The following is a 13,016-nucleotide window of genomic DNA, read 5'->3' as shown; positions in this document are numbered from 1 at the left end:
ACACCTCCTGCTAACTAGGATGAAGATCCTCGTCATTCATCTCGTTTTGCTAGCCCTTGAAACAAGTACTCGACTTGTGTTCGGACAATTTCTTGACGTGTTTCCTTTTTTGTCTCTGGATAGAAATAAATCATTTTTAAGCTATGAATGAGCGTACTTGCTACTATCTCTGGATGAACAGGACCCACCTCGCCAGACTGCTGGCCTTCACGTATAACCTTCGCAAGCTCCCCGATAAACATGCCATGCTTTTCCAATAGCCATTTATGTAATTCATCAGGCATTTTGCCAAAATCATTTAACATGAAATCGCGAAATTTCACTTCCTGCTGAAAGAAGTTCAAGTTGCATAGAAACAGGCGCTCGACTTTTTCTCGGACGGTTCCTGGCTGCTCAATCGCATCAAGCAGTTGTTCAAGAAAATAACCAAACCCTTTCTGCACGACTTCAAAGAGGAGTGCCTCCTTGCTTGAGAAATACTCGTAGGTTGTTCCTTTACCTACACCGGCCACTTCGGCCACTTCCTGCATCGTCGCTCGCTCATAGCCATCTCTTAAGAAGACATGAAAGGCTGCCTTCAATATTTGCTCCCGCTTTGTTTCTTTATTCTTCAACTGGATCAACCTCCTGCTTTCGCTTACGTCTGAAGGAGAATGAACCCATTCGTTTTGATAGATTATCAAAGAAAATGTACATGACCGGAATTAAAATAAGCGTGAAAATCGTCGATGCCATTAAACCGAAGATAATGACAACAGCCATTGGTGTTTGTGCTTCAGCACCTTGACCAAGTCCCAGTGCAAGTGGCACCATCGCTAGAGCGGTCGTTAACGTCGTCATGAAGATCGGACGCAAACGCGACCTACCGGATTCAATAATCGCTTCGTGACGGTCGAATCCTTTTTCCCGCAAAATATTAATGTAGCTCACAAGTACAATCGCGTTATTGACGACAATTCCAGCGAGCATAATGACCCCGACAAAGGCTGGTACACTTAACGGCTCATTCGTAATGAATAATCCTCCGAGAACTCCGACAAGCATCGTTGGTAGAGAGAACATGATGATAAAAGGGAACAGGAATGATTCAAATTGGATCGCCATCACCATATACACGAGGAAAATCGATAGTAAGAATGCTAGGATGAGCTGCTCAAAGGCATCGATCATCTCTTGTGACTGTCCACCAATCGACATCGTGTAGCCATCTGGCTGGTTCATTCGTTCTAATTGTCGTTCGATTTGCGTTGTTGCCGTTCCAAGGTCTACACCGACGATGTCACTCGTCACTCTCACCTCTCGCTGCTGATTGCTGCGGTTTATTTCGGTTGGCCCTTGAATCTGACGTAATTCAGCAATATTTGATAGCGGAATTTCCGCACCTTGCTGATTATGGATCATCAACGTTTCGACATCTTGAATCGTTTGTCGTGACTCCTCTGGTAAAATGACACGCACATCAAATTCATTCCCCGCTTCACGATAACGTGTCGCCACTTGGCCATTATAGCCGAGCATGATTTCATTCATGACTTGCTGCTGCGTTAATCCGTATTGTGCCGCCATCTCACGATCAACGACAATTTGTAGCTCTGGGCTTCCTTCATTAACCGTACTATCTACATTCGTAATACCTTCATTATCTTCAATCATCCACATGACCTGCTGGGCTAAATCTTCGAGAACGTCCAAGTCGGGTCCACTAATATCAATTTGAATCGGTGAACCGCCTCCGAGTCCAGCGTCAACAGTGGCAATTGTCGTTTCGGCACCTGGTAGGTCGTCCATTTCATCACTAAGCGATTGAACGAATTCCTCGGTCGTCATGCTTCGATCTGACGGCTGAACAAGTTGAATAATAAACTCAATTTCACTTGAGCCACCACCCATACCTTGTGAGCTACCGCCAATCATCGCATAGCTTGTATCAATGATCTCCTCATATGGCTGAAGCGTTTCATTGACGCGTTCTGCTATTTCATCAAGCTCCGCAAGCCTTGTCCCTGTCTGCGTCACAACATTCATTTGCACTTGTCCTTGGTCAGCTTCAGGGATAAAGGACATCCCGATAAACGGTGTTAACGCCAAGCTTGCCACAATCGCTAATCCGGTTAGCAAGACCGTCGTCTTACGCTTAATGAGTGCCCAATTTAAGACACGCTCGTACACATTGGTCCCTTTTTCAAACCAGCGATCAAAGCCTTTCTTCTCCTCAGGCTCATCGACCTTCACTTTTGAAAGCAGCTTCGATGACAGCATGGGAATAAGTGTTAACGAGACGACGAGCGAGGCGAACAAGGCAAAGGCGACTGTATAAGCGAGCGGTCTGAAAATTTCAGATGCTAACCCTTCAACGAAGACAATGGGTAAGAATACAACCACGCTCGTTAATGTCGATGCGAGCACAGCTGATGCTAGCTCTGATCCACCTTCCTTTGCTGCTTCTTTCATCGAATAGCCTTGCTGGCGTTTACTAAAGATATTTTCCAATATGACAATCGAGCTGTCGACCATCATTCCGAGCCCGAGTGCGAGTCCACCCATCGAAAGGACATTTAACGTTTCTCCAGTAAAATACATGAGCGTAAACGTCGAAATGATCGCAATTGGAATCGAAATTCCGATAACGAGCGTCGTTCGGATACTGCGTAAAAATACGAGTAACACAATAATCGATAGTACCGCACCGATGAGCATATTGTTCACAACGCTTGAAATCGATTGGCGAATAAAGTCCGACGTATCAATAATCACATCAACTGAAAATTCGCTGTCCGCTAATTCATCTTGTACTTGCTCAATTGCGCGGTACATGTTGTCAGCTACTTCAACCGTATTTCCATCCGACTGCTTCATAATCGATAATACGACCGCTTCGGAGCCATTAACCTCCGAGCGTAGATCAGGTGTACGGAATGTATCTGTCACATTTGCGACATCATTCACTGTAATCGTTCCGCCAGATGGAAGCATAACTGGCGTATCTCCTATATCTTCAACAGTTGTGAAATCACCATTGATTCGTAGCTGTAAATCTTGCGTTCCCCTCGCTAGTGTCCCAGCCGAAACCGATTGATTTTCTGTGGATATTGCTTGGACAATTTGTGTACCATTTAAACCATAGGAAGCGAGCCGTGCTTGATCCATTTGCACTTGAATCTCTCGCGTTAATCCACCTTCAATTGAAACCGATGCGACACCGTCCACTCGCTCAAATGCTGGTTGAATATCACTTTCAGCGAGCTGCTGTAATATGTCCGGTGAAGCACCAGACACCCCGACCCACATAACTGGAAGCTGCTGAGGATCAAAGCGTAAGATCGATGGACGTCCAGCATCCTCTGGCAAAACGCCAACGACCTGGTCGACCCGCTCTCTAATGGCGTTCATCGATTCATCAATGTTTCGTCCCCAGTCAAACTGTAGAATCACTAGTGATGATCCTGCTTGTGACATCGATTCAATCGCTTGTACCCCTTCAATAGAGCCCACTGCCGATTCGACCGGCCTCGTTACGAGCTGTTCCATTTCCTGTGGAGCTGCACCTTGATAGGAGGTAGCAATGACCGCAACAGGTACATCGATATTCGGGAATAAATCAATCGATAAATTTTTCAATGAGATCCCACCGAGGACGAGTGCCGCTAAGACGAGCATAATCACCCCGACAGGACGTTTGACTGACGTTTCAACTAACCTCATACTTACACCTCCTCGACGATACGAACGAAGTCGCCATCGTCAATAAGATGCTGACCTTTTACCACGACTTGATCTCCTACTTCGATTTCTCCACTAATCGCCGATTGCTCACTATCAAAGCGAATGACCTCTACTTCTACTTCGCGTGCTGTACCTTTTTCTACAACGAAGACAAATGCCCGTCCTTGACTTTCTAGAATCGCCTCTGTTGGAACAATTTGCTCATCCTCAACCAACACTTCCTCAACAAAGACTGAAGCGACCATTCCTTGGCGGATATCGGCTTCTGTATTTGTAAGCTCTATTTCAATTGGAAAGAGACGTGAATCATTAACAGATGGAGCAATGAACGTGACCTCACCTGTTTGCATATCACTGACGCTACTAATCTCCACCTCTAACTCCTGCTCAAGTGAGAAGTAGCTGAGCTGATCGGCTGTGACATTTAACGTAACGATAACCGAATCAAGTGAGATCAGCTGAGCAAACGGTGCTTGTGGGGAGACGATATCACCCTCACTCGCTTCAACCGCCAACACCTCTCCGTCTGCCGTTGCACGAATAATCGCATCATCTAATCGCTCCTGCGACCGTTCCACAGCTTGCTCGGCTTGCTCGACCATGCGTTTAGCCTCATCTACAGCTAGATCGGCTTCTGTGACAGATGAGCGCGCCATATCAACACCCGTTTCGGCCTGATCAACAGATGCTTCAATCGATGCTATACTTTGCTCTGCACTCATTTGCGCATTTCCACCCGATTGTGAGGCAAGCAACCCTTGCAGAAGCTGCTCCGCTTGCTCCACCTGCTCTTCGGTTGCGCCCCCCTCTTCTAATGATTCTCGCAGCTGATCAACCATCCGCTCCGTTTCAGCAATTTGTTCTTCTAACGCATGCTCTTGATCATTTTTCGCCTTATTAGCATCCTTTAATCCTTGCTCTGCTTGACGAAGCTGTGATTGTGCTTGGCTCACATTGGCCTCTGCCTGTGTCTTACCATTTTCTGCTCGGCGAAGCCCACTACGCGCCTGCTCTAATTGCGCCTCATCAGCTTCAAGCTGTAATCGTAAGTCGCGATCGTCCAAGCGGGCTAGCACATCGCCCTCTTCAACTTGATCCCCTTTTTCGACAAGCACTTCAACTACTTCACCTGCCACCTTAGGCATCACGACCTGTTGGCCACCAGCTTGAACTTGTCCGATAAAACGGTTCTCGCCGACAATGTCCCCCTGTATCACTTCCTCTACCGCTACTGCTGTTTCCTCTGGCTCAGCTTCTGTCTCTACATCTGATCCGCAAGCTGCAAGAAACAGTACAAAAAAGCCTACTGTCCATGCTCGTAATGATTTCATCGTCACACTTCTCCACTCCTCTTTTTTCTTTCACAAACACCCCGACTGACCAGTCAGTTTTAACGCTACTTTGATTGTAATTTCTCGTCCTATTAACGTCAAGAAGATTCCCCTCATTTCTAACGAAGGTTTAATGTGAAGGGCATACTTGTTCCGGTAGTGAAAGCACCTTTTTTGGGTTGACATGCACAAAATTACGTTTCAGTGCGCTTTAAATCGTGTAAGCGCTCATACGGCACAATTCGACACCCCCTTCTCTCACCACATGAAAAAGGGAACCCCGCTTATCGGAGTTCCCCTTCTTCCTTAATTGTCCTCGTCCTCTGCTAATTCATCACCAGTCTCATCGTCTTCTAAATCAACGTCGATTTGTTCCTCAGGATCATCCATATCTGCCTCTGGATCTGTTTCGAGTGGCTCATCCATCGGCGACTCTTCATCTGGCGTTTGAGCTGGATCATCAATACCATTACCATCTTCCATAATTGGATCTTCTGGCGCTGGTTCTTCTTCAGCTGGTGCACATGCTGTAATTAACCCCACTGTCAAAACAGCAATTGTGATTGATTTTAACCATTTTTTCATCATATTGTGATACCTCCATGTTGGAAATTGTCTAGCTGTGTTGTAGTATTCACCTGCATTATCCACTATATTCATATTTGTACAAATTAATATGAATTCTCACCATCAGAAAATCGGTGCGCAAGGATGCTGAAATCGTTTGATTTTTAACTTCTCGCTGTTCTTTAAATAATGTGTGAAACCCCTTGATACGAATGGGTTTGTCTTATCAAGCGCGCAAAAAAGTCAAATCAAAGCCACTGAAAAGGAGTGTGTCCTTATTCAGTGGCTCATCATAGTCGCTCTTTCATTTCCCTATACTCTCATTAATGCCTCACATTGAGCGGACGGGACAGGCTTACTGAAATAATAGCCTTGGGCGTGCTTACACCCTTCGTCCTTTAATAATTGAAGCTGCTCCTCCGTTTCAACCCCTTCGCATATCACACTAACACCCAATGTTTTGGCCATACCGATGATCAACCTGACAATCGCATTTTTCGTTTGCGATGGTTCACCACGTACAAAGGATTGGTCGATTTTCAACGTATCAATCGGGAATAGGTTTAGCTGACTCAAGGAGGAGTAGCCAGTTCCAAAGTCATCTAATGAAACGTGAATACCCACTCCCTTTAAAACCCTTAACTTCTCACGAATATCGTCAACTTGTAGAGCAGCCGTATTTTCCGTTATTTCTAAGCACAAATAATCAGGCTCTAAATCGGAAAGCATTAGTGCCTTCTCGACTCGTTTGATAAAGTCAGGCTGTTTAAAAAAGGCTTTTGACACATTCACAGACACAACAAGCTCGCGGCCTGCGTCATGCCATTTCTTCCCTTGACTACAAGCTTGATTTAAGACCCATTCATCAATATGAGCAAGAATCCCCATCTCTTCCGCAATCGGTAGAAATACACCCGGAGCCATCACTCCGTGTGTAGGATGATTCCAGCGAACGAGCGCTTCGACTCCATATGGCTCTGATGTTTCTACATCAACCTGAAGCTGGTAAAAGACCTCGAGTTCATCGCTTTTCAACGCTTCAAATAATCCCTGTTCAAGAGCAAGCTCCTGTCCGACACGATCATTCATTGTCGTTCTATAATAAACATAATGATTGCGCCCTTCCATTTTTGCATGGAATAGAGCACTATCGGCATTTTGCAATAAAGTCGTCACGTCTCCTCCATTCTCAGGAAACGAGCTGACCCCCATACTAATCGTCACGATAAAGGTATGATTACCGATGGCAAAAGGCCTTTCGAAGGCACGGAAGATCTGTTCAATCATCTCTAGTGTTTTAGTATGAGTATAGTTCTTTAATAATATGATAAATTCATCACCGCTCACACGACTCACAATGCTCTCACCCACAATATGGCGTAAGCGTTGCGCTACTTGCAAGATAAGCTGATCACCCATTTCATAGCCATAATTTTTGTTGATCTTTTCAAAACGATCTAAGTCAAAGAAAAGGATGTCTAATCGACCGGATTCATGTTCTTCTTGCCTGATCGCACTTTCCGCAAGCACCATCAACATATGACGGTTAGGTAACTTCGTTAACTGATCATAGTTTGACAAATAGGTAAGCTTCTCTTCTTTCGCTTTCTTCTCTGAAATATCGCGCATTATACCAATATAATAACAAATTCCTGACTGCTGCTCGACCTTCGTAATCGACAACGCCGACCAAAAAGATTCTCCTTCGTGTCGCAAAAATCTAATGTCACCTGACCAACCTTCTCCAGTCATGACCGACTGAAATAGGCGTTCTACTGTTTGTCCATCATCAATCAAAACGTCACGAATAGGCTGATTTAAAACGTCATTGCAGGAAAAATGAGTCATTTGCTCAAACGCTGGATTCACAGCGATAATGCGCATATGATTATCGATTAACAGTACACCATCATTCATACAATGAACGAGCGTTTCTATATTCTTATCATTTTCGACAAAACGAGTAAAAGCTTGATTCATGAGTGGGCCTCTCCTTCATCATGACGTGAAATGAATCGTACTTTTCCGGCTATTGAATAGCAAAGGTCATATCAAGCTCCGCTGCCACTTCACCATCTACTGAAGCCACTGCATGTCCTTTTCCGATTGGGCCCTTCATACGAGTAATTTCAACCTCTAGTCTTAGTTGATCTCCCGGCTTCACTTGTTTCTTAAAGCGACACTTATCAATCCCGGCAAACATCGCTAATTTCCCTCTATTGGCTTCGACCTTCAAAATAGCAACTGCCCCAACTTGAGCAAGAGCTTCTACAATAAGCACTCCTGGCATAACAGGGTATTCTGGAAAATGTCCATTAAAAAACTCCTCATTTGCCGTTACATTTTTAATTCCTACAGCCTTCTGTCCCTCTTCTAATTCAACAATACGATCAATTAATAAAAAAGGATAACGATGTGGAATGATTTCTTTAATTTCTTCAACTGTAAGCAATAACCTCATCCCTTTCCAAGATGTTTTTTTCATATTATACCATAATTTTCTTTTCCAATGCGAATCATTCAGGTCTATGAGAAACAGAAAAAGCCGAGGAAGCTACCTTCCTCGGATCATGTCCATTAAATAATACCATAAATCTGGCTTTAAAATTTCAGCTGGGTTGTCCCCGTCTCCGACAATACCAAAGCCAACCATCAGTCCAACGAGAAAGCTACCACCAATGAGCACGATCGAAAGAAAAATTCGTAGCCAAATTGGGATCATCCGCAAGCGCAGGCGTTTACGACGATATCTCTGTTTTGAGTGTTCATCATCATTTGTTTCGACCTGTTGTGCTGACTCATCGATCGCTTGAGAGCTTGTATTCTGTTCAACAGGTTCCTGTTGAACGATCGGCTCTTCCTTATTCGCTTCTTTCACGTTTTTAGTTGCCTTCTTTTCAGTCATCGTATACTCCCCAAATCTAAATCACGCTTATCTTCGGATTCCGTTTATTAGACCAGCCATATCATCTGCAATTGAAATCGACTGTCCATTAAATTGAAAATGACGCTGTGCTTGAATGAGTTCATTCATCTCATTAGACAAATCCACATTTGAACCTTCCAATACCCCTTGCTGAACGAGTTGTGGTGTGATAGCGGCTGCTTCAATCACGTCAGCCTCATCAAATCCTAACTCAGCCAAATTCGGAACAGCGTAACGATTATCACCAGTCGCAGTTAGGAGTTGTGGCTTTAACACACGAGTAAGTCCAATTTGGCCGACATCTTGCTGAGCACCATCCTCTAATGTTGCGACAAGCATTCCGTTACCCGCTAGTTCAAGAGATTGGAAGTTCTCAGGAACATTCATCCGTTCCCCTGTTGCACTAAGAACAAAGCTTCCATCAGATGTGACAATCGACCATTCACCGGGATTATCGACACTTTCCGTTAAGTAAAATGCTCCATCGCGAGTAAGCTGCTCTGTCACCTCTCCGCCGACAACCGCTTCAATTTGAAAAAAGACATCGCGCTCTGTCAAAGCAAAATCAAGCTCGCGCTCTGTTGTGAGTAGTGATCCTTGCTCTAAGCGTAGAGCTGTTTGTGCCAATCGTGCACCTGATCCAACTCTAATTCCATCAGGAGTTAGACGTCCTCCCTCCATTTGAAGGTTTGTCTGATTGTACACTTGTTGGAAAAGTAAATCAGAAAAGGTTGCTTCTCGACGTTTAAATCCATTTGTATTCACATTCGCCACGTTATTGGAGATCGTATCAATTTTTTTCTGTAATTGTCCCATCGTCACAGCGCCTGCAATCATTGATGTATTCATCCTCTAACCCCCTTATCCAATCCGTCCAACTTCATTCACTGCCTTTTCTAGGCTTTGGTCGTAAGCCTGCAAGACACGTTGATTCGCTTCAAATGCACGATAAGCTGTCATCATTTCCGTCATCGTTTGTCCTGCATCGACATTCGAGCGTTCCGTAAAGCCTTGCTGCAGCTGATACGCTATCTCATCATCGCCTACAACAGAAGGAAGCTCTCCCTCTTCTGTAAAGCGTAGTAGTCCATCGCCTTCCTTCACTAAAAGCATCGGGTCCTCTGCTACAACGACATTAATCTGTCCAACCTGATCTCCGGCTTCATTTGTGACGATTCCATTTGGTGTCACAATAAAGTTCTCGTTATCCACTTGAATTCGTTCACCATCGACATCAAGAACATAGCGTCCTTGTGCTGTTGTGAGGAACCCTTCGCCATCAACTGTAAAATGACCGTTACGACTATAACGAATCTCATCCTCATTATGTTCGATCGTATAAAATAAAGCCATCTCACGACCATCTTCATTCTCAGGTAAGACCCCCTGCAATAACGCGATATCCGTCGCGTTTCCTGACTCGACTAAATCACCTTGCTTAAAATTAGGCATTCGCTCTTGGAGATACACGCCTGTCGTTAGCTCCCCGATCGGATATGAGCGTCTACCCGGCATCGCTTGAGTATCGACTGCATGTAAGAGCATATTAGGAAATGAGCGTAATGATGCCTGATCTGCTTTAAAGCCTGGTGTATTTGCATTTGCCAAATTATTTGACAACATTTCTTGTCGATTTTGTTGAGCCACCATTCCAGCAGCCGCTCCATATAGTCCGCGAAGCATTGACATTCTCCCCCATTCTTTCTTATAAATGTATGTATTAAATCTGAATTTTTTTTGTTGACATACGATCTAAATTATCTAAGATCATTCCAGTCCCTTTCGCTACACAATGCATAGGTTCATCAGCAACGAGAACAGGTACTTTTAACTGATCTGATAGAAGTTGGTCCATTCCGTGCAATAAGGCTCCTCCACCTGTTAAGATAACACCACGATCAATGATATCCGCCGAAAGCTCTGGTGGCGTTTGCTCAAGTACTTGCTTAGAAGCTTGTACAATATAATAAACAGATTCACGCAACGCTCCTTCTATCTCATTTGAGTTTATCGTAATTGTGCGCGGAAGTCCACTAACCATATCGCGTCCACGTATATCAATTTCTTCCTGTCGTGCACCTGGAAATACAGTAGCCACTTGTACTTTGATATTTTCAGCTGTACGTTCACCAATAAGTAGTTTGTATTTCTTCTTAATGAACGCAAGAATATCCATATCAAATCGATCACCTGCGATTTTGATAGAAGAGGCGGTGACGATATCTCCCATTGATAGAACTGCGACATCCGTTGTTCCACCGCCTATATCTACAACCATATTTCCACTTGGCTGAAAAATATCCATCCCTGCGCCAATCGCTGCGACCTTAGGCTCTTCTTCTAAATACACGTTTTTCCCGCCGCTCTTCTCAGCTGCTTCTCGGATTGCTTTCTGTTCAACTGATGTAATATTGGTTGGGCAGCAAATTAAAATGCGTGGTTTTGAAAAGAAGCTCTTGACGTTAATCTTAGCTAGAAAATGCTTAAGCATTGATTCTGTCATTTCAAAGTTAGCTATGACCCCATCTTTCATTGGGCGAAGTGCCACAATATTTCCTGGTGTACGTCCAACCATACGGAAAGCCTCTTCACCAACTGCAAGAACTCGTTTCGTTGTCGTATCAACTGCTACAACTGATGGTTCATTTAAAACAATTCCATTTCCTTTCACGTGTATTAACACATTTGCTGTACCTAAGTCTATCCCAATATCTCGACCAAACATTATTTTCGTTCCTCCCTATTCCGAACATAGAAATCGTATGTTTACTAATACGATGTACCTAATTGTTAATTTTATCATATAAATGTCGAAACGGGTGGAATTTTTTCAAAAATTAGTTAGGAGTTTGTACAGCAGATGGTTGATTGTCTTTTTCGGACTTTCGATACTTCACTTTCGTCGCCTCTCCGCCTCGCAGGTGGCGAATAGACTTGTGATACTCCAAAATTTCCTTCACTTCATTAGCTAGTTCTGGGTTGATTTCTGGTAAACGCTCTGTGAGGTCTTTGTGTACGGTACTTTTCGAGACTCCAAATTCTTTTGCGATTGTTCGAACTGTCTTTTTGGACTCGACCACATACCTACCTATCTTGATGGTTCGCTCTTTGATGTAATCGTGCACACGACTCGCCTCCCTAATTCAATCTTGGTGATTGGTACAGTTTATTAGCGAGGTAAAGGAGATATACCACCTTATTATAAGGACAGGCGCGAGTTTTCTAATAGGGGGGTTGTCTAAGGCTAACCATCAAGGGATAGCAACTTTCCAGATAGTCTGGAACCTCATTCCGCTATTTCACTCATAGAGCCTTTTTCGAGGAGTTTTCCTGAACCTCATTCCGCTATTTGATCGTTTGTGCGTCGCTTGGCACTTCTTTTGGCATAATAGCGGAATGGCGTTCCACTTCGCATGCTGAAACGGCGTGTTTCGCCCCATTAACGGAATGACGTTCCGTTTCATCATTACATCCACTCTAGACCGTTGTGAAAAGAGAGGACATGCGTTACTATAATTTTATATGTTCTTTCTCCATATTGACCTATCCACGATTTTACTCCACTAAAAGGATGTGCTTCCCTTGTCAAATTTTGATCAAGCTTTACACACGTGGCTCGAAAACCAAATAGCCGAAGAGAACAATCACAGAAGACGAGAATTCCTCATTAAAGGACTAGGCCATGGTACGATTAGATTTCTTCAAGACATTTGGTTCCCTACTTTTGGAAACTTTAATCATCTATATCCTGAATGGGAGGTGCGGGATTTCAACAATGGGTACCGTTACCTTGATCTCGCGTACAGACCTAGTCATCAAGCGAAAGGAGCGATTGAAATTCAAGGATATGGTCCCCACGCAAGAGACCTCGATGTAAGACGTTTTAAAGATCTGTGCTGGCGCCATTCATTATTAGCTCTCGATGGCTGGACACTTTTACCCATTGCTTACCTTTCCATTACGGATGAACCTCAACGCTGTCAACAACTGACCCTTGCTTTTATCGGTAAGTTCACTTCAATTGATGTTTCCCCACAATTATCTTGGCTTGAATCTGAAGTTGTTCGTTTTTCTCAACGCACCCTTCGTCCTCTTACTCCTCTAGAAGTTGCTCAGCACCTTCATATCAGTGATCGATATGCACGAATCATTTTGCATAAGCTAGTAGACAAACAAATACTAGCAGTTGCTAGTGGGAACCAGCGCGCTCGCACTTATGTACTCAAATGATGAGTCTTAACGGAACCTCATTCCTCTATTTCACCCATAGAGCCTTTTTTGAAGGCCTTTCCTGAACCTCATTACGCTATTTGATCGTTTGTGCGGCGCTTAGCTCTTCTTTTGGCATAATAGCGGAATAGCGTTCCACTTCGCATGCTGAAACAGCATGTTTCCCTCAATTAGCGGAATGACGTTCCGTTTGGTATTCCAACACCACAAAAAAGTGTGACAAAAAGGATCCTGTCCCT

At 44.0% G+C, this 13,016-nt stretch carries 12 protein-coding genes; 1 reads left to right on the top strand and 11 read right to left on the bottom strand.

Annotation, left to right across the window (positions count from 1 at the left end; all coding sequences use genetic code 11):
* Positions 1 to 32: 32 nt before the first annotated feature.
* From MW695_RS01535 to spoIIID, 11 genes are all read right to left on the bottom strand, one after another.
* Entirely contained in the window at positions 33 to 614 is a 582-nt protein-coding gene (locus tag MW695_RS01535) for a TetR/AcrR family transcriptional regulator (RefSeq protein WP_247102204.1), read from the bottom strand.
* Positions 604 to 3,702 carry an efflux RND transporter permease subunit gene (locus tag MW695_RS01530; protein WP_247102202.1) on the bottom strand — a complete coding sequence of 1,033 codons (3,099 nt, stop codon included), beginning with the start codon at positions 3,700 to 3,702 and terminating at the stop codon, positions 604 to 606. The genes MW695_RS01535 and MW695_RS01530 overlap by 11 nt, the downstream gene beginning before the upstream one ends.
* Positions 3,703 to 3,704: 2 nt before the next feature.
* Entirely contained in the window at positions 3,705 to 5,054 is a 1,350-nt protein-coding gene (locus MW695_RS01525) for an efflux RND transporter periplasmic adaptor subunit (RefSeq protein WP_247102200.1), read from the bottom strand.
* Positions 5,055 to 5,360: 306 nt separating this feature from the next.
* Positions 5,361 to 5,642: a hypothetical protein gene (locus tag MW695_RS01520; RefSeq protein ID WP_247102198.1), complete on the bottom strand. Its 282-nt coding sequence runs from the start codon at positions 5,640 to 5,642 to the stop codon at positions 5,361 to 5,363.
* A 291-nt stretch (positions 5,643 to 5,933) separates the two neighbouring features.
* Positions 5,934 to 7,601 (bottom strand): putative bifunctional diguanylate cyclase/phosphodiesterase, encoded by a 1,668-nt coding sequence (locus MW695_RS01515; RefSeq protein ID WP_247102195.1) that lies wholly within the window; start codon positions 7,599 to 7,601, stop codon positions 5,934 to 5,936.
* A 49-nt stretch (positions 7,602 to 7,650) separates the two neighbouring features.
* On the bottom strand, positions 7,651 to 8,073 hold the full coding sequence (gene fabZ, locus MW695_RS01510; RefSeq protein ID WP_035344752.1) for a 3-hydroxyacyl-ACP dehydratase FabZ: 423 nt from the start codon (positions 8,071 to 8,073) through the stop codon (positions 7,651 to 7,653).
* Positions 8,074 to 8,175: 102 nt separating this feature from the next.
* Positions 8,176 to 8,526, bottom strand: coding sequence for a DNA-directed RNA polymerase subunit beta (locus MW695_RS01505; RefSeq protein WP_247102190.1), 351 nt, complete (start codon positions 8,524 to 8,526; stop codon positions 8,176 to 8,178).
* Positions 8,527 to 8,553: 27 nt separating this feature from the next.
* The gene (locus MW695_RS01500) at positions 8,554 to 9,396 is read right to left on the bottom strand and encodes a flagellar hook-basal body protein (RefSeq protein WP_247102187.1); all 843 of its coding nucleotides are present in this window, start codon (positions 9,394 to 9,396) and stop codon (positions 8,554 to 8,556) included.
* Between the two features lie 12 nt (positions 9,397 to 9,408).
* Positions 9,409 to 10,230 carry a flagellar hook-basal body protein gene (locus MW695_RS01495; RefSeq protein WP_247102184.1) on the bottom strand — a complete coding sequence of 274 codons (822 nt, stop codon included), beginning with the start codon at positions 10,228 to 10,230 and terminating at the stop codon, positions 9,409 to 9,411.
* 37 nt (positions 10,231 to 10,267) lie between these two features.
* The gene (gene mreB, locus MW695_RS01490) at positions 10,268 to 11,272 is read right to left on the bottom strand and encodes a rod shape-determining protein (protein ID WP_247102181.1); all 1,005 of its coding nucleotides are present in this window, start codon (positions 11,270 to 11,272) and stop codon (positions 10,268 to 10,270) included.
* A gap of 112 nt (positions 11,273 to 11,384) precedes the next feature.
* The gene (gene spoIIID, locus MW695_RS01485; protein ID WP_035344741.1) at positions 11,385 to 11,672 is read right to left on the bottom strand and encodes a sporulation transcriptional regulator SpoIIID; all 288 of its coding nucleotides are present in this window, start codon (positions 11,670 to 11,672) and stop codon (positions 11,385 to 11,387) included.
* Between the two features lie 457 nt (positions 11,673 to 12,129).
* Here spoIIID and MW695_RS01480 point away from each other — a divergent pair, with 457 nt between their 5' ends.
* Positions 12,130 to 12,777 carry a transcriptional regulator gene (locus MW695_RS01480; RefSeq protein WP_247102178.1) on the top strand — a complete coding sequence of 216 codons (648 nt, stop codon included), beginning with the start codon at positions 12,130 to 12,132 and terminating at the stop codon, positions 12,775 to 12,777.
* Positions 12,778 to 13,016 lie beyond the last annotated feature (239 nt).

It is taken from the genome of Halalkalibacter sp. APA_J-10(15) (genome assembly GCF_023017105.1).
Classification (GTDB): Bacteria; Bacillota; Bacilli; order Bacillales; family Bacillaceae_D; genus Halalkalibacter.
The sequence above is the reverse complement of the archived record's forward strand: the minus strand, read 5'-3'. Positions and strand labels throughout refer to the sequence as shown.